The organism is Silvania confinis, assembly GCF_025564085.1.
GTDB classification, from domain to species: domain Bacteria; phylum Pseudomonadota; class Gammaproteobacteria; order Enterobacterales; family Enterobacteriaceae; genus Enterobacter; species Enterobacter confinis.
Genome location: NZ_JAMGZJ010000078.1, coordinates 177,922 through 197,665, shown reverse-complemented (window position 1 = coordinate 197,665; position 19,744 = coordinate 177,922). Strand labels below are relative to the sequence as shown.

At 55.0% G+C, this 19,744-nt stretch carries 17 protein-coding genes; 12 read left to right on the top strand and 5 right to left on the bottom strand.

The features are described from left to right. The first annotated feature begins 180 nt into the window (after positions 1–180). Together M8013_RS18670 and M8013_RS18665 are read left to right on the top strand one after the other, a co-directional pair. The gene (locus M8013_RS18670) at positions 181–996 is read left to right on the top strand and encodes a Cof-type HAD-IIB family hydrolase (protein ID WP_271269278.1); all 816 of its coding nucleotides are present in this window, start codon (positions 181–183) and stop codon (positions 994–996) included. A gap of 150 nt (positions 997–1,146) precedes the next feature. Beyond that, positions 1,147–2,409, top strand: coding sequence for a DUF1479 domain-containing protein (locus tag M8013_RS18665; RefSeq protein ID WP_271269277.1), 1,263 nt, complete (start codon positions 1,147–1,149; stop codon positions 2,407–2,409). On the opposite strand, the gene M8013_RS18660 is transcribed toward M8013_RS18665, so the two are convergent. Beyond that, the gene (locus tag M8013_RS18660) at positions 2,406–3,479 is read right to left on the bottom strand and encodes a LacI family DNA-binding transcriptional regulator (protein ID WP_271269276.1); all 1,074 of its coding nucleotides are present in this window, start codon (positions 3,477–3,479) and stop codon (positions 2,406–2,408) included. The two genes, M8013_RS18665 and M8013_RS18660, sit on opposite strands and share 4 nt — an antisense overlap. A gap of 269 nt (positions 3,480–3,748) precedes the next feature. On the opposite strand from M8013_RS18660, the gene M8013_RS18655 reads away from it, so the two are divergent. Further along, on the top strand, positions 3,749–5,050 hold the full coding sequence (locus tag M8013_RS18655) for an MFS transporter (protein ID WP_271269275.1): 1,302 nt from the start codon (positions 3,749–3,751) through the stop codon (positions 5,048–5,050). 17 nt (positions 5,051–5,067) lie between these two features. Beyond that, positions 5,068–7,431, top strand: a complete 2,364-nt coding sequence (locus M8013_RS18650) for a glycoside hydrolase family 31 protein (RefSeq protein WP_271269274.1) — start codon at positions 5,068–5,070, stop codon at positions 7,429–7,431. Between the two features lie 62 nt (positions 7,432–7,493). Here M8013_RS18650 and M8013_RS18645 read toward each other — a convergent pair whose 3' ends face one another. After that, positions 7,494–9,089, bottom strand: coding sequence for an ABC-F family ATPase (locus tag M8013_RS18645; RefSeq protein ID WP_271269273.1), 1,596 nt, complete (start codon positions 9,087–9,089; stop codon positions 7,494–7,496). Positions 9,090–9,307: 218 nt separating this feature from the next. Here M8013_RS18645 and ldtB point away from each other — a divergent pair, with 218 nt between their 5' ends. Next, positions 9,308–10,228: a L,D-transpeptidase gene (ldtB, locus tag M8013_RS18640; RefSeq protein WP_271269272.1), complete on the top strand. Its 921-nt coding sequence runs from the start codon at positions 9,308–9,310 to the stop codon at positions 10,226–10,228. Positions 10,229–10,279: 51 nt separating this feature from the next. On the opposite strand, the gene M8013_RS18635 is transcribed toward ldtB, so the two are convergent. Both M8013_RS18635 and mntR read right to left on the bottom strand, forming a co-directional pair. After that, on the bottom strand, positions 10,280–11,395 hold the full coding sequence (locus M8013_RS18635; protein WP_271269271.1) for an anion transporter: 1,116 nt from the start codon (positions 11,393–11,395) through the stop codon (positions 10,280–10,282). After that, the gene (gene mntR / locus M8013_RS18630; RefSeq protein WP_271269270.1) at positions 11,392–11,865 is read right to left on the bottom strand and encodes a manganese-binding transcriptional regulator MntR; all 474 of its coding nucleotides are present in this window, start codon (positions 11,863–11,865) and stop codon (positions 11,392–11,394) included. The genes M8013_RS18635 and mntR overlap by 4 nt, the downstream gene beginning before the upstream one ends. 184 nt (positions 11,866–12,049) lie before the next feature. Between mntR and mntS the strand changes: the two genes are divergently transcribed. Both mntS and M8013_RS18620 read left to right on the top strand, forming a co-directional pair. Further along, positions 12,050–12,178 carry a manganase accumulation protein MntS gene (gene mntS / locus M8013_RS18625; RefSeq protein ID WP_271269269.1) on the top strand — a complete coding sequence of 43 codons (129 nt, stop codon included), beginning with the start codon at positions 12,050–12,052 and terminating at the stop codon, positions 12,176–12,178. Positions 12,179–12,457: 279 nt separating this feature from the next. After that, entirely contained in the window at positions 12,458–14,041 is a 1,584-nt protein-coding gene (locus M8013_RS18620) for a phosphoethanolamine transferase (RefSeq protein ID WP_271269268.1), read from the top strand. Between the two features lie 447 nt (positions 14,042–14,488). Here M8013_RS18620 and ompX read toward each other — a convergent pair whose 3' ends face one another. After that, positions 14,489–15,007 (bottom strand): outer membrane protein OmpX, encoded by a 519-nt coding sequence (ompX, locus tag M8013_RS18615; protein ID WP_271269267.1) that lies wholly within the window; start codon positions 15,005–15,007, stop codon positions 14,489–14,491. A 355-nt stretch (positions 15,008–15,362) separates the two neighbouring features. Here ompX and rhtA point away from each other — a divergent pair, with 355 nt between their 5' ends. The 5 genes from rhtA (at position 15,363) to glnQ (ending at position 19,619) form a co-directional block, all read left to right on the top strand. Further along, complete coding sequence (gene rhtA, locus M8013_RS18610; protein ID WP_271269266.1) at positions 15,363–16,250, top strand: threonine/homoserine exporter RhtA; 888 nt, start codon at positions 15,363–15,365, stop codon at positions 16,248–16,250. Between the two features lie 302 nt (positions 16,251–16,552). After that, positions 16,553–17,056, top strand: a complete 504-nt coding sequence (gene dps / locus M8013_RS18605) for a DNA starvation/stationary phase protection protein Dps (RefSeq protein WP_271269265.1) — start codon at positions 16,553–16,555, stop codon at positions 17,054–17,056. 362 nt (positions 17,057–17,418) lie between these two features. After that, positions 17,419–18,165 (top strand): glutamine ABC transporter substrate-binding protein GlnH, encoded by a 747-nt coding sequence (glnH, locus tag M8013_RS18600; RefSeq protein WP_271269264.1) that lies wholly within the window; start codon positions 17,419–17,421, stop codon positions 18,163–18,165. 75 nt (positions 18,166–18,240) lie between these two features. Beyond that, positions 18,241–18,900 (top strand): glutamine ABC transporter permease GlnP, encoded by a 660-nt coding sequence (gene glnP, locus M8013_RS18595; RefSeq protein ID WP_271269263.1) that lies wholly within the window; start codon positions 18,241–18,243, stop codon positions 18,898–18,900. Continuing rightward, positions 18,897–19,619, top strand: coding sequence for a glutamine ABC transporter ATP-binding protein GlnQ (gene glnQ / locus M8013_RS18590; RefSeq protein WP_271269262.1), 723 nt, complete (start codon positions 18,897–18,899; stop codon positions 19,617–19,619). The genes glnP and glnQ overlap by 4 nt, the downstream gene beginning before the upstream one ends. Positions 19,620–19,744: the final 125 nt, after the last annotated feature.

Here is a 19,744-nt window from a genome sequence, read left to right as displayed (position 1 = left end):
ATGCCCTCACCCCGGCCCTCTCCCACAGGGAAAGGGAGCAAACACTAAAAACGGCAACGATGTTGCCGTTTTGCTTTTACCTCCGCCACCCCGCTTTTACCTTCATTCGAAATTAAATTTGTGCTCCCCGTCACCTTGTTATTAGAATGTTTCGAACGCAGTGATTCAGGAGCGCAATGTATGACCGTTAAAGTTATCGTCACAGACATGGACGGGACTTTTCTCAATGACGCCAAGCAGTACGATCGTGACCGCTTTCAGGCGCAATTCCAGCAACTTCAGGCGCGTAATATTGAATTCGTTGTCGCCAGCGGCAATCAGTATTACCAGCTGATCTCGTTTTTCCCGGAACTGAAATCGCAGATCTCCTTCGTGGCCGAAAACGGCGCGCTGGTGTTCGATCACGGCGAGCAGATTTTCCATGGCGAACTGACGCAGCATGAATCGCAGGTGGTGTTTGGTGAGCTGCTGAAAGATACGTCGCTGAACTTCGTCGCCTGCGGGCTGGAGAGTGCGTATATAAGCGATAAAGCGCCGGAGTCGTTTGTCGCGCTGATGTCAAAGCACTACCACCGCTTACAGCGCGTCAGCGACTACCGCGAGATCGACGATGTGCTGTTTAAGTTCTCGCTGAACCTGCCCGACAGCGATATCCCGAATCTGGTCGATGCGCTGCATGTCTCCCTCGACGGGATCATGAAGCCGGTCACCAGCGGGTTTGGTTTTGTCGATCTGATTATCCCCGGCCTGCACAAAGCCAACGGTATCAGTCGCCTGCTGAAACGCTGGAAAGTCTCCCCGCAGGCCTGCGTGGCGATTGGCGACAGCGGCAACGACGCTGAAATGCTCAAATTCGTGAACTACTCGTTCGCAATGGGCAACGCCAGCGACAGCATCAAAGCCCTTTCCCGCTTCCAGACCGACGACAACAACCAGCAGGGCGCGCTGAATGTGATTCAGGCCGTCCTCGATAACACCCCGCCGTTCAGCCTCTGATCGTCCCGCCGGAGATCCCTCCGGCGTTATTCCCTTTCTTTTCTCAGCCTGTGCACCCCATCAAGTTTTTCAACTTGCATTAACTTATTTTTAACCTAAAGTATCACTTGTAATCACATTAACTTTCGAATGAAAGATAGCGAGGCTGTTATGAGCGTAACCTTTACCAGTGAAACCTTGCCTGCCGATCACAAAGCGGCGATCCGTCAGATGAAGCGCGAGTTGCGCGCACAGATTGGCGACGTGCAGGCGGTGTTTGATCGCCTGAGCGACAAGATTGCCAGCCGGGTGGCAGAGATTAACGCGCTGAAAAGCAAAGGCGATGCCGTCTGGCCGGTGATCCCGTTTGCCGATGTGCAGAGCGGAAACATCAGCCCGGCGCAGCGCGAGGCCGTCAAGCGTCGCGGTTGCGCGGTGATCAAAGGTCATTTCCCGCGTGAGCAGGCGCTGGCGTGGGATAACGCCATGCTCGACTATCTGGATCTCAACCGCTTCGACGACGTTTATAAAGGCCCGGGGGATAACTTCTTCGGTAGCTTGACCGCCTCCCGCCCGGAGATCTACCCGATCTACTGGTCACACGCGCAGATGGAAGCGCGCCAGAGCGAAGAGATGGCCCAGGTGCAATCGTTCCTGAACCGTTTATGGACCTTTGAGAGCAACGGCAAGCAGTGGTTTAACCCCGACGTCAGCGTGATTTACCCGGACCGCATTCGCCGCCGCCCGCCGGGAACCACCTCCAAAGGGCTCGGGGCGCATACCGACTCCGGGGCGCTGGAGCGCTGGCTGCTCCCGGCCTATCAGCAGGTCTTTGCCCGGGTGTTCGATGGCAATGTCGATCAGTACGATCCATGGAACGCCGCGCACCGTACCGACGTGGAAGAGTACACCGTGGATAACACCACCAAATGCTCGGTGTTCCGCACCTTCCAGGGCTGGACCGCGCTGTCGGACATGATCCCGGATCAGGGCCTGCTGCACGTGGTGCCGATCCCGGAAGCGATGGCCTATATTCTGCTGCGTCCGCTGCTGGATGATGTGCCGGAAGATGAATTGTGCGGCGTGGCGCCGGGTCGCGTGCTGCCGATTTCCGCCCAGTGGCATCCGCTGCTGATCGACGCATTAACCAGTATTCCGGCGCTGGAAGCCGGTGATTCCGTATGGTGGCATTGCGATGTGATCCACTCGGTGGCACCGGTGGATGACCAGCAGGGCTGGGGCAACGTGATGTACATTCCGGCGGCCCCAATGTGCGAGAAAAACCTCGCCTATGCGAAGAAGGTCAAAGCGGCGCTGGAAACCGGTGCGTCACCGGGCGATTTCCCGCGTGAAGATTATGAGTCTGACTGGCAGTCACGCTTTACCGTTGACGATCTGAACATCCACGGTAAGCGCGCCCTCGGCATGGCTTAATCGTCGTACAGCCCTTCACGATCAACGGCGGTGCGTCTTTTTCCCTGACGTATCCGCCGTACCGACTCCCGCACCGCCAGCGTGCCGTTGAGAAGTAACGTCCCGACCGGCGCTTCCGGGCGCAAAAACCGCTGCTGGAGCAGATGAACCGCTTCACCTCCCAGCTCATCCCGCGGGACATGGACAGCTGTTAAGGGAACATCCTGGATCGCCGCCAGATTAAAACCATCAATGCTCATGACCGATACATCCTGTGGCACCCGCAAGCCGTGCTTTTGTAACGCGCTGATGGTGCCTGCGGCCATAAAATCGCCCCCCACCAGAAAGGCGGTCGGCAGGTTTTTCGCCGGGGTTTGACTGAGCCATTCGCTGACCCGTTGCTCGGTTTCTTTAGCGCTGAAGCTCGGGACCACCAGCAGATCGCGTTTATCCTGGAAGCGGAGATTGTGCTGTTGCCACGCATCCCGGATGCCCGCCAGACGCAGCTCCATGGTGTAACGGCGCAGGCAGAGCACATTGACCACTTCACGATGCCCCATTTCAAACAGGTATTCTGCCGCGAGTTCGCCGATAGCACGGTGATCGGGTGCCACCGCAGGCAGACGCATCCGCCGATCCCGACAGTTGATCAGCATGCAGGGTTTACCCACATCCACTGCCAGATCGTGAATATGCGGATCGTCGATCCCCAGCAAGATGGCCGCCTGCGTGTCTGCTTCGTTCATGCGCGCCAGGAACTGCTGGGCATCGCCGTCGTTCTCTTCCAGCGCGCAGTAACGCAGTCTGACTTCATGCGATACCAGCGCTTTACTCACGCTCTGGATCACCCGGTAATAAAAGATGTCGGACCGCTCATCAAACGCCCGCTGCGGTGCGAAGACCATCAAACTGTTGAGCAGCAAACGCCCGGCGGCCATCCCGTCCATCACCCCCAGCTCGCGCGCACATTCCAGCACCTTTTTGCGCGCCTTTTCGCTGGTGTTCGCCTTCCCTGCCAGCACCCTGGAAACGGTACTGATCGACAGCTGGGTTCGGGCGGCGATTTCGGCGATTTTTAGCCTTTTCTCCATTATGTGATCTTCCCCCAAATGTTAAATGAATAAATTTTCACAACATGCAAACCGTGTAATAACTCATTTAATTATCATAATTAGCGATCATTTTTAAGACTCATGAAAAAACTTGCACAAATCCCACTATTTCTCGCTCATCTTCTGTCTTAAGTTCAATTGGTCACACACCTTCCATACTAGTTGTATAGCAACAACACCTAAAACTGATAAATCGGTGTGACACCTTAACCTACGTACCCTGCAGTCCGTCATGTGGAGACCGAGTAATGAGTCAGGACATTAATCACACCGTCGCGGTCGGGAAAACCCGCCGCGTCATTAAAAATCTGCGCTGGTATGTGCTGGTGCTGTTTTTGCTGGGCGTCACTGTTAACTACATCACCCGTAACTCGTTAGGCATCCTCGCCCCCGAGCTGAAAGAGAGTATGGGGATCACCACCGAACAATATTCATGGATTGTCGGTGCCTTCCAGATTGCCTACACCATTTTCCAGCCGCTGTGCGGGTGGCTGATTGATGTGATTGGCCTGAAGATTGGCTTTATGGTGTGTGCCGGTATCTGGGCAATGATGTGTATTTTCCACGCCGGTGCAGGCAGCTGGGTGCATCTGGCGATCCTGCGCTTCTTTATGGGCGCGTCGGAAGCGGCCGCCACCCCTGCGAACGCCAAAACCATTGGTGAATGGTTCCCGAAATCAGAACGTCCGATCGCCGCTGGCTGGGCGGGTGTGGGCTTCTCGATTGGTGCAATGCTGGCACCGCCGATTATTTACTTCGCCCACGCCTCCTTCGGCTGGCAGGGTGCGTTTATGTTTACCGGCGTACTGGCTCTGCTGTGGGTGATTTTGTGGTGGGCGTTCTACCATAACCCGGAACAGCACCCTAACCTCGGCAAGGACGAACTGGCTTTCATCCAGCAGGATAACGAGCCGCCTGCCGTAAAACTGCCTTTCCTGACCGCGCTAAAAACCGTCTCAAAAAACAAACGCTTTTACGGTATCGCCATCCCGGCCTTTATGGCCGAACCCGCCTGGGCCGTACTGAGCTTCTGGGTTCCGCTGTATCTCGCCAAAGAACACGGTATGGACCTGAAACAGATAGCGATGTTTGCCTGGCTGCCGTTCCTGGCCGCCGACCTTGGCAGCGTCGCAAGCGGTTATCTCACCCGTCTTTACACCCGCCTGTTCGGCTGCTCCCGCGTGAACTCGGTGGTCGCCAGCTCCGTCACCGGTGCATTTTTGATGATCTCCCTGGCAACGGTGGCCATTACCCGCGACCCGTATATCACCATTGCACTGATCTCGATCGGCGGCTTTGGCCACCAGATTATCTCCTGCATGCTGAGTGCGCTGGTCGTCGAGTCATTTGACAAAGGCCAGATGGCGACCGTGAACGGGATGCGCGGCTCGGCAGCGTGGATCGCCAGCTTCCTGTTCTCCCTGTTAATTGGTGTGACCGCCGACAAAATCGGCTTTAACCCGCTCTTTATTGCCATGGGTTTCTTTGACCTGATTGGCGCATGTTTCCTGGTGGCATTTATTGCTGAACGTCGCGCCAAGCGCGCCTGATAGTGGATGTGAGACGTATGAAAACTCTGAAGAACTGGACCCTGGATAAGCAGTCGGCGAACCATCTGGAACTGCTGGTCGATAATCAGCATCGCCTGTGCCTGTATGTGCTGGAAGAGAACCTGTTCCGCGTGCTGATTAAGCGCAAAGGCGAGCTGGCACTGGATAAAACCTGGAGCATTGCCCCACAAAAAGATGTGCCGTGGGAAGGCCGTTCTCGTGACGATATCAGCGGTTTTACCTGCCCCTGCTGGACGCTGACCCACACCGACGAGACGTTGACCGTCGCCACTGAACATCTGCGCGTGACCGTCCATCAGCCGCTGTGGCTGGAGTGGCAGTATCGCAATGAAGCCGGTGCGTGGCAGGAACTGGTTAACGACCGCCCCACCAGCGCCTATCTGCTCAATGCGCACGGCGACGGCGTGGCGCACTACCTGAGCCGTCGCAAGGACGAACGCTTTTATGGTCTGGGCGAGAAAGCGGGTGATTTGCAGCGTAACGGCAAGCGCTTTGAGATGCGTAACCTCGATGCGATGGGTTACAACGCGGTCAGCACCGATCCGCTGTACAAACACATTCCGTTTACCATCGCCCGCCGCGACGACGTGAGCTACGGCCTGTTTTACGACAACCTCAGCAGCTGCTGGCTGGATCTCGGCAACGAAATCGACAACTACCATACCGCCTACCGTCGCTGGCAGGCCGAAGCGGGCGATATCGATTACTATATCTTTACCGGCAAACGCGTGCTGGATGTGACCAAAGCCTTTGTCCGTCTGACTGGCAAAACGCTGTTCGGGCCAAAATGGAGCCTGGGTTACAGTGGCTCGACCATGCACTACACCGACGCGCCGGATGCACAGAACCAGCTGATGAACTTTATCCGCCTGTGTGAAGAGCACGCGATCCCGTGCGATTCGTTCCAGCTTTCATCCGGCTATACCTCGATTAACGGCAAGCGCTACGTCTTTAACTGGAACCATGACAAAGTGCCGCAGCCGAAGGTGATGAGCCAGGCGTTCCACGATGCGGGTTTGAAGTTAGCCGCAAACATCAAGCCGTGCCTGCTGCAGGATCATCCGCGCTACAACGAAGTGGCGGAACAGGGACTGTTCATTCGCGATTCTGAAACCGACGCGCCAGAGCGTTCCAGCTTCTGGGATGATGAAGGTTCGCACCTCGACTTTACGCATCCCAAAACCGTCGAGTGGTGGCAGAACGGCGTCACCACCCAGCTGCTGGAAATGGGCATCGATTCCACCTGGAACGATAACAACGAGTTTGAAGTGTGGGATGGCGAAGCGCGCTGCCACGGCTTTGGTCAGGAAATTGCCATCAAGCACATTCGCCCGGTGATGCCGCTGCTGATGATGCGTGCCTCGATGGAAGCGCAGCAGCGTTTCGCGCCGGAAAAACGTCCTTACCTGATTTCCCGCTCCGGCTGCGCCGGGATGCAGCGCTACGTGCAGACCTGGAGCGGCGATAACCGCACCAACTGGGACACGCTTCGCTACAACACTCGCATGGGGCTGGGTATGAGCCTGTCCGGTCTGTTTAACGTGGGCCACGACGTCGGCGGTTTTTCCGGCGATAAACCGGACGCGGAACTGTTCGTGCGCTGGGTGCAAAACGGCGTGATGCATCCGCGCTTTACCATTCACTCGTGGAATGACGATCGCACAGTGAACGAGCCGTGGATGTATCCGGGCGTCACCCCTGCCATTCGTGGTGCGATTGAGCTGCGCTATCGCCTGCTGCCGTATCTGTATACCCTGCTCTGGCAAGCGCATGCCGACGATGAGCCGATGCTGCGTCCGACCTTCCTCGATCACGAGCATGACCAGCAGACCTTCGAAGAGTGCGATGATTTCCTGCTGGGCCGCGATGTGTTAGTCGCCAGCGTCGTCGAGGCCGCCCAGCGCGAACGCCGTATCTGGCTGCCGGACAATGAAAGCGGCTGGTACGATTTTTACAGCCATGAGTGGTTCTCCGGCGGCCAGTGGATCACCCGTGACGCCCCGCTGGAAAAACTGCCGTTAATGGTGCGTGCCGGGGCGGGTTTACCGCTGAGCGAACGCATTACTCATGTGTCAGCCGAGAAAGATGATGCCCGTGAACTGAAGCTGTTCCCGCTGAAAGGCGTCGGTACAACGTCTGGTCTGCTGTTTGAAGATGACGGCGAAAGCTGGGGTTATCAAAAAGGAAACGCACTGTGGGTAGAATGGGAAATGGTGTGCGATGGCGCAACCATCAACCTGAACGTGACCTCTCGCGGGGATTATCGTCCGGCCTGGAAAGCGCTGAAGGTGTCGTTAACGGCGGGTGAACAACGCAAGCTGCGGGTGAATGGCGTTGAAGGGAGTGAGTGGGTGGTGTAGCCCTATCCCACAATATTTCGCGCTACAGCTGGGTTGGCTGCAGCGCGAAAGACGACGGGAAATTAGTTGTCGATGCCTTTGCTGCGCAGGTAATCTTCGTAGTTACCGGTGAAGTCCACCACGCGCTCCGGCGTAACTTCAATCACGCGGGTCGCCAGCGAGCTGACAAACTCACGGTCGTGAGAGACGAAGATCAGGGTGCCCTGATACATCTCCAGCGCCATGTTCAGCGATTCGATCGATTCCATGTCCAGGTGGTTGGTCGGTTCGTCCATCACCAGGATGTTCGGTTTTTGCATCATCAGCTTACCGAACAGCATGCGCCCTTTCTCACCACCGGAGAGTACTTTCGCCGGCTTTTTGATATCGTCCTGGCTGAACAGCAGGCGACCGAGGAAGCTGCGTACCACCTGCTCGTCATCGCCTTCTGACTTCCACTGGCTCATCCAGTCGAAGACGGTCAGATCGTTATCAAACTCGTCCGCGTGATCCTGAGCGTAGTAACCAATCTGCGCATTCTCGGACCATTTAACGGTACCGTGATCCGCTTCCAGCTCGCCAATCAGCGTTTTCAGCATCGTGGTTTTACCCACGCCGTTAGCGCCGAGAATGGCAATCTTCTCGCCCACTTCCAGCAGCAGATTGAATTTTTTAAACAGTGGGCCATTGTCGAAACCTTTCGACAATTCTTCGACGGTCAGCGCATTACGGAACAGTTTCTTGTCCTGCTCAAAGCGGATGAACGGGTTCTGACGGCTGGACGCTTTGACTTCGTCGAGCTTGATCTTATCGATCTGACGCGCACGAGAAGTTGCCTGACGCGATTTAGAGGCGTTGGCGCTAAAGCGGCTGACGAAGGATTGCAGGTCAGCAATCTGGGCTTTTTTCTTGGCGTTATCAGACAGCAGACGCTCACGCGCCTGGGTGGCCGCGGTCATGTATTCGTCGTAGTTGCCCGGATAGACGCGCAGTTCGCCGTAGTCCAGATCCGCCATGTGGGTACAAACCATGTTCAGGAAGTGACGGTCGTGCGAAATGATGATCATGGTGCTGTCGCGATCGTTCAGCGTCTGCTCCAGCCAGCGAATGGTATCGATGTCCAGGTTGTTCGTCGGTTCATCGAGCAGCAGGATTTCTGGATTGGAGAACAGTGCCTGCGCCAGCAGAACACGCAGTTTCCAGCCCGGCGCGACTTCGCTCATCAGACCGTAATGCTGCTCAACGGGGATACCCACGCCCAGCAGCAGTTCGCCCGCGCGGGATTCAGAAGAGTAACCGTCCATCTCACCGTACAGCACTTCAAGGTCGGCCACTTTATAGCCGTCTTCTTCGCTCATTTCGGCCAGCGCATAGATACGGTCGCGCTCTTGCTTCACTTCCCACAGTTCGCCGTGACCCATGATCACCGTGTCGAGCACCGTGAACTCTTCAAAAGCAAACTGATCCTGACGCAGCTTACCGATGCGCTCGTTCGGATCGAGAGAAACGTTACCCAGCGACGGCTCTAAATCGTTGCCGAGGATCTTCATGAAGGTGGACTTTCCGCTACCGTTGGCACCAATCAGGCCGTAACGGTTGCCGCCGCCAAATTTGACGGAAATGTTTTCAAACAGCGGCTTACTGCCAAACTGCATAGTGATGTTGCTGGTAACTAACACGGGGAATTCCTGCAAGAAGTGTGATAAACCCGGCATTATGCCACAATTCCAGAACGAGATCGCGTGTAACAACGTGGGTCTAAAGGTTATTAATATCGAAAAAAGTGTGATTTAGTACACATCCGAATTCCATGATGCGGTGAATGCACATATAATGCGCGGCTAAACCGTTCATACCTTTAACTACATGCCGTAGTGGCACAGATACCTCGCACACCATGAATATGAAATTAACATCGCTTTTTGCAGTGGCGTTTGCCGTAGTAGGGTTTTGCAAGACCGCTTCTGCTGTCACCTATCCACTGCCAACCGACGGTAGCCGTCTGGTCGGACAGAACCAGGTCGTGACCATTGAGGAAGGCAATTCTCAGCCGCTTGAGTACTTTGCCGCTGAATACCAGCTGGGCCTCTCCAACCTGATGGAAGCCAACCCTGGCGTTGATCCGTACCTGCCAAAAGGCGGCACGGTGCTGAACATTCCTCAGCAGCTGATCCTGCCGGACACTGTCCATGAAGGCATCGTCATTAACAGCGCCGAAATGCGTCTGTACTACTACCCGAAAGGCACCAACACCGTCATCGTGCTGCCAATCGGTATCGGTCAGTTAGGCAAAGATACGCCGATGAACTGGACCACCAAAGTTGAGCGTAAGAAAGCGGGTCCAACCTGGACGCCAACCGCCAAAATGCACGCGGAATACATCGCTGCAGGCGAGCCGCTGCCTGCCGTTGTTCCGGCTGGCCCGGATAACCCTATGGGTCTGTACGCGCTGTATATCGGTCGCCTGTACGCGATTCACGGTACCAATGCGAACTTCGGTATCGGCCTGCGCGTGAGCCACGGCTGCGTGCGTCTGCGTAACGACGATATCAAATTCCTGTTCGAGAACGTGCCGGTCGGCACCCGCGTGCAGTTCATTAACGAGCCGGTGAAAGCGACAACCGAGCCGGATGGCAGCCGCTACCTCGAAGTGCATAACCCGCTGTCCACCAGCGAAGAGCAGATCAACAACAACGTTACCGTCCCGGTCACCCTGACCAGCAACGTGCAGGCCATCACCAGCCAGCAGGATGTGGACACCACGGTTGTCGATCAGGCGATTCAGAACCGCTCCGGTATGCCGGTTCGTCTGAACTAATTGCATTACAGACAATAAAAAAGCGGGCTGAATAGCCCGCTTTTTTTTATCTTACGCCTGCAGAAGAAGGTGTAATCCGTATCCCATCAGCCCCGCCCAGAGCAACATCGGCAGCGACCACAGGTGGAAACGCCACCAGATGCGGCGATTGTTCGCCATCCTGAGGGCAATCAGATTAGCCAGCGACCCCGGCAGCAAACCAAAGCCCCCGATATTCACTGCCCACGCCAGCATCGCCGTTGGCGGCACGTAGTTAAGCAGTAAAATAGTGGCCGGAACGTTGCTGATAAACTGCGACAGGCCGATGGCCGTCAGCCACAGCCCCGGCTGCGAGAGCCCACCGACGCTGTGTAACAGCCCCTGCAGCGCCGGAACCTGAATCAACAGATGCACGTCGATAAACATCGCCATAAACACCAGCAGCAGCGTCCAGTCCACGTTGATCAACACCCGTCGCGCCAGCAGTAAGAAACCGCCCGCCACCAGCAAGGCTCCCCACAGTTCCTGCTTCAGCTCAAGGGCGGCCAGAAAGACCAGATACAGCACCAGACAACTCCAGATCAGGCGCGGTTTCCACTGCGGCGCGGACGCGCCGCTATGGTAGTTGAGCGCTTTTGCCGGAAAAGCAAACCAGCACACCAGCCCCAGCGTCAACATCATGGCCAGCGCCAGCGGCGCCATCTGCCCGCTAAAGGCGGCAAACGACAGCCCGGATCGCCCCCACAGGAGGATATTTTGCGGATTGCCAATCGGCGTCAGCAGCGACCCGGCATTGACCGCCAGCGCTTCAAAGATGATCAGCCGGTTGACCGGGATCTCGCACAGCTTACGCAGCGTCAACGTTAGCGGTACCACGATAAACAGCGCCACGTCGTTAGTCAGAAAAGTCGACAGCAGCGCCGCAGAGAAGACCATAAACAGCGATAGCCGCCGCTCGGTGGCGAAACGGCGCACCAGCTTGCGGCCTAAAACGTCAAAGAAGCCGCTCTGCTCGACCCCTTTGGTCAGCATCATCAGCCCGGAGAGGGTAATAATGGTGTGCCAGTCGATGGCGGCAGGCCACAACGACGGCGCAAAGGGAACCAGAAAACTGAGCCCCACGCCGATAACCAGTAAAAGATGAAAGAAACGATCGCGGGCCAGCGCCTGCAAGCCAGGAAGGGTCATTCAGCGGACGATCCGTGTTTAAGGGTAAATGCGTGAAACTGCTGCAGCGTCTCTTCGCTGACGTGGTGTTCCATCCCCTCGGCGTCGCGGCGGGCGATATCCGGGCTGACGCCGAGAACCAACAGAAAGTTTTCGACGATCTGATGGCGTTCGCGGCTCGCCTGCGCCAGCTTCTCCCCTTCTGCGGTCAGAAATACCCCGCGCCACGGGATCAGTTCGATCAGCCCCACCGTCGCCAGACGCTTGAGCATTTTTGCCACCGTTGGCTGGGAGACGCCAAGGCGGGCGGCCATATCCACCTGACGGGCCTCGCCCACTTCGCGGATCAGATCGGAAATCAGCTCAACGTAGTCGTCGATCAACTCCCGACGATGCGCTTCGCGGACCTGACGAAAGCCTTCGACATGCTCTTCAACATTGACCAGTTGCGTCATTTTTTTAGTTATTGGTTTACCTGCACGGCGGTTCATTGGTGCTTCCTCTTGCGGATGACGCATCCAGCAAATCAATACACGGGCGGCCATTGTAAACCATCACTACACAAGCACAAAAAATTAACGTAATAGCCTTGGCTATACAATATAGCCTGTGCTATATCTGTATGTAATGCAGTCACCCTTCACGGATCGGAGGGATCACTCAACAGGAGGTCACATGAACGAATTCAAGAGGTGTATGCACGTGTTTAGCCACTCTCCCTTTAAAGTACGCTTAATGCTGCTGAATATGATTTGCGACATTATTAACGGCAAACCTCAGCAGAACGACAAACCTTCACGCTAAGCGGCGTCCCGGTACGCCGCGTCATTTTTTTGTCATCAACCCCCTGTAAACTGTCCGTTTGAACGTTATCCCCCGATCTTTTTTACGGAATTGTAATCCTCTTCTCATATCGCCCACTTTATAACTATTGACCTGGAACGCCACTGGCTCTATCTTCTTGCAGCCCTGCACTATTTGCGGCTCGCAGACGCGGACCTCACTTCCCCTTCTACGCATTCTCAGGCAGGTTTTGACCCTTGGCGCCAGGGTGAGCACATGGCGTTTTCACGACAGTGACCTATGAATTTAACCCTGAAAGACACGCTCATTACCCGCAGTCGGGCCTTAAGCCCGTGGACGGGATTCTATTTTTTACAATCGTTGCTGATTAACTTTGCGTCGGGCTATTCGTTCAGTCTGCTGTATGCGGTGGCGTTCACCTGTATTTTGCACCTGCTCTGGTTGCGCACACCGCGCCTGCAGAAAGGCGTGATTGGGCTGTGCTCGCTGATCGCCGCGTTGTATTTCCCGTTCTCTCAGGCCTACGGCTCACCAAACTTTAATACCCTGTTGGCGATGCACTCCACCAACATGGAAGAGTCGACGGAAATTCTGACCATTTTCCCGTGGTACAACTACGTGGTGGGCCTGTTTATCTTTGCCCTTGGCGTAATTGCCGTGCGACGTAAGCCGCAGCCGAAAAAAGTGTGGGGTAAATTAGATACCCTGTGTCTGGTGTTCAGCGTGGCGACCTTTTTTGTCGCGCCGGTGCAGAACCTGGCCTGGGGCGGCGTGTTCAAGCTGAAAGATACCGGCTACCCGGTGTTTCGCTTTGTGAAAGACGTGGTGGTGAACAACCAGGAAGTGCTGGATGAACAGGCGCGGATGAGCGCCCTGTCGCAGATCAAGGACACCTGGAACGTGCTGGCGGTGAAACCGAAATACCACATCTATATGGTGGTGATCGGTGAAAGCGCTCGTCGCGATGCGCTGGGTGCCTTTGGCGGACACTGGGATAACACCCCGTTTGCCAGCAAAGTGAACGGTGCATTGTTTACCGATTACATTGCCGCCAGCGGTTCAACGCAAAAGTCGCTGGGGTTGACCCTTAATCGGGTGGTGGACAACAAGCCGCAGTATCAGGACAACTTTGTGACCCTGGCCAACCGCGCCGGATTCCAGAGCTGGTGGTTCTCTAATCAGGGACAGATTGGCGAATACGATACCGCCATCGCCAGTATCGCCCGCCGCGCAGACGAAGCGCAGTTCCTGAAAAGCGGGGATTTTGAAGCGGATAAGAATACGCAGGATACAGCGCTGCTGAAAATGACCGCGCAGGTGTTCAGCACCCAGCGTACTCAGCCGCAGCTGATCGTGCTGCACCTGATGGGTTCACACCCGCAGGCCTGCGATCGCACTCAGGGGAAATACGCGGAGTTTGTGCAGTCGAAAGAGACGTCCTGCTATCTGCAGACCATGACCCAGACCGACGACCTGCTCAGCAAGCTGTATACCCGGCTGCAGAACACGGGCGACAGCTTCTCGATGGTCTATTTTTCCGATCACGGGCTGGCCTTCAAAGAGCGCGGGAAAGAGGTACAGTATCTGGCGCACGACGACGGCTTCCAGCAGAACTTCCAGGTGCCGTTTATGGTGCTCTCCAGCGATGACAAAGCGCATCGCATCATCAAAACGCGCCGTTCTGCGAACGATTTCCTGAGCTTCTTCTCGCAGTGGACGGGGATCCGCGCGAAAGAGATCGACACCCCTTATCGGTTTATGTCGAATGACAAAGCGCCGCCGGTTTATGTTACCAACTTCAAGTTACAGAAAGTTGACTATAACCATCTGGGAACCGACGTGTTCGAGACCAAAAGCCGGTAGGGTCGTGCGACCTGATAATCCCACCCATGGGGCTGAAGTGTCCGAGTATTTTTACTCTTAAAGCAATCGAATAACGTTAAGACATTCAAAAAGGTTACAGCGACGCCCTGGTCCGGCTGTAAATCGCCGAAGCGTTTTCGTAAGGCCGGGGCGAGGCGCAGGGACGCGCCGAGAGGGGTGAGCCCCATGGATGGGGCGAATAATCCGCGCAGCGGCGATTTTCTTGCCGGTAGCCCGGGCGGCGGCGATTGAGCCGCCATGGCACGTTCACCGGTTCGGTACGTTCAGAGTAGCAAGGAACGTAAAGTGAACGGAACCGCCACCTCAGTCACATGTTCCCCCTCACCCCAACCCTCTTCCCTGTACACCCCAAAGAGGAGAGGAAGACGTTCGTGCAAAAAAAAATCCGCCCCTTGAGGCGGATTTTTAATTGGCTCACCGAAGTGATTAGAAACGGTAGCCTACGCCAGCGATCCAGGTGCCAACGTCAACGCTACGGATGCGGCTCTGCTCATAAGAGAAGTCCAGCGCAACGTTTTCGATTGGGTTGAACTGCAGACCTGCGCCGTAAGAGAAGCCGTAGTCACTGGTGCTTTCAGTGTGTGCCAGGGCCTGGTTTTCATTGCTCTGGAATTTACCGTAACCCACACCCACAACACCGTAGATGCTCGCCCAGTCGTTCAGACGGTAAGCAGGACCAGCAGTGATGCCGTAGTACTGAGATTTGTTATAAGCGTCCTGGTGAGAACGATCTTTCTCAGTGTAGGTAAAGGAACCGATAACACCCAGTGGGTTGCTATCCTGCTCGTAGCGATATTTCAGGTTGAAACCGTTGGTTTTATTCATCACGCCCTGCATATCGCTCTGAGCGTAACCGCCAGAAACGGTAGAGGTCGCCGCAACAGCGGAACCTGCAGAAACAGCCAGAACCGCAGCCAGTGCTGAAAGACATGCAATTTTTTTCATAACCACCTCAAATGTGCTTCAAGTAAATCCGTAAGTTTTAAATATATCAAATAAACCGGTGAAACTCTTTCTCGATCGTGATGTCTAACGCGGATTTTCCTGTAACTAAACATTTCCACTGTCAGCTATCTCTTTCAAAAAACACTAAATTTATATTTCAAAACACTAATTTTGCGCGCCAGTGACGATACATTCATCCAGACAATTCCTAATCTGTCTGGCGAATTATCCATCTGACCGCCGCCATTCTACGGATTCTTGGCGACTTTTTTTTCAACAAAGTCTCAACCGCCCGGCGTTATTTCCTTTACACTCCTCCCTTTACTCCCTTTGACATAAATTGACAGGAGAAAGGATGCCTGGGTTGTCTCGCAGGGCGCCAGTCTGGTTGCCTATCGTCGTTATTCTTATCGCCATGCTCTCAATCCAGAGCGGTGCATCGCTGGCGAAATCGCTCTTCCCGGTTATAGGTGCTCAGGGCGTGACGGCGCTGCGTATTGCGTTAGGTACGCTGATCCTGATCGTGATTTTCAAACCCTGGCGTCTGCGGTTTAAGAAAGAGCAGCGTTTGCCTCTGCTGCTGTACGGACTGTCGCTGGGGGCGATGAACTACCTCTTTTACCTGTCAATTCAGACCGTCCCGCTGGGGATTGCCGTGGCGCTGGAGTTTACCGGCCCGCTGGCGGTGGCGCTGTTCTCCTCCCGTCGGGCGGTGGATTTTGTCTGGGTGATACTGGCGGTGCTGGGGCTGTGGTTCCTGCTGCCGCTGGGCCAGGACGTCTCGCAGATCGATTTAACCGGCGCGCTGCTGGCGCTGGGGGCGGGTGCCTGCTGGGCGGTCTATATCCTCACCGGGCAACGCGCCGGGGAAGAGCACGGCCCTGCCACCGTGGCGCTGGGGTCGCTGATCGCCGCCATCGTATTTGTTCCCCTTGGCATGGCCCAGGCGACGGAGTCTATCTGGCAGTGGTCGATACTGCCGGTGGGGCTGGCCGTGGCAATACTCTCCACCGCGCTGCCCTACTCGCTGGAGATGATCGCCCTGACGCGTCTGCCGACGCGGATTTTCGGCACGTTGATGAGCATGGAGCCTGCGCTTGCGGCAATGTCCGGGATGGTGTTCCTTGGCGAAACGCTGACCTTTACTCAGACCCTGGCGCTCTGTTCAATCATTGCCGCCTCGATGGGCTCAACGCTCACCCTGCGCCGGGAGAGCAAGGTCGAAGAGGTGGATATCCGCTAGCGGCACGTTATTCTGCATGCGGGATTATCCGCGTGCAGAATAACAGTTTGATACCCGAGCACCTTATTTATCAGCATAATTTGTCATCACTCTGAAATATTTCCTCACACCCCAGCCCGTCTTATATAAATAAGATAATTTTACCCTTCAATATAAATTACAACTTAAAATCATAGCCTTAACGACTTCAAACACCTTCTCACTATTAAACCGATAGGCAGCACCCAATCGCAATATCTGATGCCGGTGCTATACTTGATTTCGTTAATTACTGGGACAACACATCAAGAGGATATGACATTATGAGTACTGCTAAACTGGTCAAAACCAAAGCACCAAGTCTGCTTTACACCCGTAACGATGTCTCAGACAGCGAAAAGAAAGCGACGATTGAGTTGCTGAATCGCCAGGTGATCCAGTTTATTGACCTGTCACTGATTACTAAACAGGCCCACTGGAATATGCGCGGCGCCAACTTTATTGCGGTGCATGAAATGCTGGACGGTTTCCGTACTGCGCTGACCGAGCATCTGGACACCATGGCAGAGCGCGCGGTGCAGCTCGGCGGCGTGGCGCTGGGTACCACTCAGGTCATCAACAGCAAAACCGCGCTGAAAAGCTACCCGCTGGATATTCACAGCGTGCAGGATCACCTGAAAGAGCTGGCGGATCGTTACGCGGTGGTTGCCAACGATGTGCGTAAAGCGATTGGCGAAGCGAAAGACGAAGACACTGCCGATATCCTGACTGCGGCCTCTCGCGACCTCGACAAGTTCCTGTGGTTTATCGAATCTAATATCGAATAATCCAATACTCTTGTTGATAACACCCTCGCCTCCGGCGGGGGTGTTGCACTTTTATAGTGCAGCCCTTTCCCCCTTCCTCGCCGTAAACGTAAAATATTTGTAATAATCACCTCACACAATCGTTAACGAAAGATTGTTTTCCCGTCAATATTTGCGCTAAATAGCATAACCGTTGGTGATAAAGGTGGATTGCACCAAAATAGCGCTCCATCATGGTGCAACAAGCCCTTATTGCTACACTTTTTGTGCAATGAATTGCGTGTTACCCTCAGCAAAACAACCGGTTATAAAGTTGGCACGATTTTTTCATACAACCGTTCGTTCTCGCAGGGGATCGCCCCGTGGATATAAAAGGAAATGCTATGAAGTCTGTATTAAAAGTTTCACTGGCTGCACTTACCCTGGCTTTTGCGGTTTCTTCTCAGGCTGCGGATAAAAAACTGATTGTCGCCACCGACACCGCCTTCGTACCGTTCGAATTTAAACAAGGCGACCAGTACGTAGGTTTTGATGTCGACCTGTGGGCGGCCATCGCGAAAGAACTGAAGCTGGATTACGACCTCAAGCCAATGGACTTCAGCGGTATCGTCCCGGCACTGCAAACCAAAAACGTTGACGTGGCGCTGGCCGGTATCACCATTACTGACGCACGTAAAAAAGCTATCGACTTCTCTGACGGCTACTACAAAAGCGGCCTGCTGGTGATGGTGAAAGCCGACAACAACGACGTGAAAAGCGCGAAAGATCTCGACGGCAAAGTGGTCGCGGTGAAGAGCGGCACCGGTTCTGTTGATTACGCGAAAGCCAACATCAAAACCAAAGACCTGCGTCAGTTCCCGAACATCGATAACGCGTACATGGAACTGGGCACCAACCGTGCTGACGCCGTGCTGCACGACACGCCAAACATTCTGTACTTCATCAAAACTGCCGGTAATGGCAAGTTCAAAGCAGTAGGTGAGTCTCTGGAAGCGCAGGAATACGGTATCGCGTTCCCGAAAGGCAGCGACGATCTGCGTACCAAGGTGAACGGCGCGCTGAAAACCCTGCGCGACAACGGCACCTATAACGAAATTTATAAAAAATGGTTCGGCGTTGAGCCAAAATAATAATTAAGCTAAGCCATTATCCTGGGGGCGTCCTTCGCCCCCTGTTATTTTCACCACGGTATACAGGAACACATCATGGAGTTTGACTGGAGCGCCATCTGGCCCGCCATTCCTCTTTTGCTTGAAGGCGCCAAAATGACCCTGTGGATTTCGGTCCTCGGTCTGATCGGCGGGTTATTTATCGGCCTCGTCGCCGGTTTTGCCCGCACCTACGGCGGCTGGATTGCTAACCACGTTGCACTGGTCTTCATCGAAGTGATCCGCGGAACGCCGATCGTTGTGCAGGTGATGTTTATCTACTTCGCCCTGCCAATGGCGTTTAACGATCTGCGCATTGACCCGTTCAGTGCGGCGGTGGTCACCATCATGATCAACTCCGGCGCTTATATCGCCGAGATCACTCGCGGTGCGGTACTGTCGATCCACAAAGGCTTTAGCGAAGCGGGCCTGGCGTTAGGGCTGTCGCGTCGCGAAACCATTCGCCACGTGATCCTGCCGCTGGCGCTGCGCCGCATGCTGCCACCGCTGGGTAACCAGTGGATCATCAGTATCAAAGATACCTCGCTGTTCATTGTTATCGGCGTCGCAGAATTGACCCGCCAGGGCCAGGAGATCATTGCCGGTAACTTCCGCGCACTGGAAATCTGGAGCGCCGTGGCGGTGGTCTATCTGATTATTACGCTGGCTCTGAGCTTTGTTCTGCGTCGTCTGGAAAGAAGGATGAAAATCCTGTGATTGAATTTAAAAACGTCTCCAAGCACTTTGGCCCAACCCAGGTGCTGCACAATATTGATTTGAACATCCAGCAGGGTGAAGTGGTGGTGATCATCGGACCGTCCGGCTCCGGTAAATCGACCCTGCTGCGCTGCATCAACAAGCTGGAAGAGATTACCAGCGGCGATCTGATTGTCGATGGCCTGAAGGTCAACGACCCGAAAGTCGACGAACGCCTGATCCGCCAGGAAGCGGGCATGGTGTTCCAGCAGTTCTACCTGTTCCCGCACCTGACGGCGCTGGAAAACGTGATGTTTGGCCCGCTGCGCGTGCGCGGGGCCAACAAAGCGGCGGCAGAGAAGCTGGCGAAAGAGCTGTTAGCGAAAGTCGGTCTGGCCGAGCGCTCTCATCACTACCCGTCAGAGCTCTCCGGCGGCCAGCAGCAGCGCGTGGCGATTGCCCGTGCGCTGGCGGTTAAGCCGAAGATGATGCTGTTCGATGAGCCCACCTCGGCGCTCGACCCGGAACTGCGCCACGAAGTGCTGAAGGTCATGCAGGATCTGGCGGAAGAAGGGATGACGATGGTTATCGTGACCCACGAGATCGGCTTTGCCGAAAAAGTGGCCTCGCGACTGATTTTCATCGATAAGGGCCGCATTGCCGAAGACGGTAACCCGCAAACCTTGATTGATAATCCGCCAAGCCAGCGTTTGCAGGAATTCCTCCAGCACGTGTCGTAATCGCAGCACCGTTTATGTTTTATATGCCGGGTAAGGCGAAGCCGCCCCCCGGCATTTTCACCAGATTCCTCTCAAAATCCTCCCGCCCCTGTCAGCCTTCTATACTTATCATTTTGCGCGATATT

What these genes read in the sequence shown, in the direction of transcription:
- M8013_RS18670 (WP_271269278.1), top strand. Translation starts at nt 181, where the DNA reads ATGACCGTTAAAGTTATCGTCACAGACATGGACGGGACTTTTCTCAAT.
- M8013_RS18665 (WP_271269277.1), top strand. Translation starts at nt 1,147, where the DNA reads ATGAGCGTAACCTTTACCAGTGAAACCTTGCCTGCCGATCACAAAGCG.
- M8013_RS18660 (WP_271269276.1), bottom strand. Translation starts at nt 3,479, where the DNA reads ATGGAGAAAAGGCTAAAAATCGCCGAAATCGCCGCCCGAACCCAGCTG.
- M8013_RS18655 (WP_271269275.1), top strand. Translation starts at nt 3,749, where the DNA reads ATGAGTCAGGACATTAATCACACCGTCGCGGTCGGGAAAACCCGCCGC.
- M8013_RS18650 (WP_271269274.1), top strand. Translation starts at nt 5,068, where the DNA reads ATGAAAACTCTGAAGAACTGGACCCTGGATAAGCAGTCGGCGAACCAT.
- ldtB (WP_271269272.1), top strand. Translation starts at nt 9,308, where the DNA reads ATGAATATGAAATTAACATCGCTTTTTGCAGTGGCGTTTGCCGTAGTA.
- M8013_RS18635 (WP_271269271.1), bottom strand. Translation starts at nt 11,395, where the DNA reads ATGACCCTTCCTGGCTTGCAGGCGCTGGCCCGCGATCGTTTCTTTCAT.
- mntR (WP_271269270.1), bottom strand. Translation starts at nt 11,865, where the DNA reads ATGAACCGCCGTGCAGGTAAACCAATAACTAAAAAAATGACGCAACTG.
- mntS (WP_271269269.1), top strand. Translation starts at nt 12,050, where the DNA reads ATGAACGAATTCAAGAGGTGTATGCACGTGTTTAGCCACTCTCCCTTT.
- M8013_RS18620 (WP_271269268.1), top strand. Translation starts at nt 12,458, where the DNA reads ATGAATTTAACCCTGAAAGACACGCTCATTACCCGCAGTCGGGCCTTA.
- ompX (WP_271269267.1), bottom strand. Translation starts at nt 15,007, where the DNA reads ATGAAAAAAATTGCATGTCTTTCAGCACTGGCTGCGGTTCTGGCTGTT.
- rhtA (WP_271269266.1), top strand. Translation starts at nt 15,363, where the DNA reads ATGCCTGGGTTGTCTCGCAGGGCGCCAGTCTGGTTGCCTATCGTCGTT.
- dps (WP_271269265.1), top strand. Translation starts at nt 16,553, where the DNA reads ATGAGTACTGCTAAACTGGTCAAAACCAAAGCACCAAGTCTGCTTTAC.
- glnH (WP_271269264.1), top strand. Translation starts at nt 17,419, where the DNA reads ATGAAGTCTGTATTAAAAGTTTCACTGGCTGCACTTACCCTGGCTTTT.
- glnP (WP_271269263.1), top strand. Translation starts at nt 18,241, where the DNA reads ATGGAGTTTGACTGGAGCGCCATCTGGCCCGCCATTCCTCTTTTGCTT.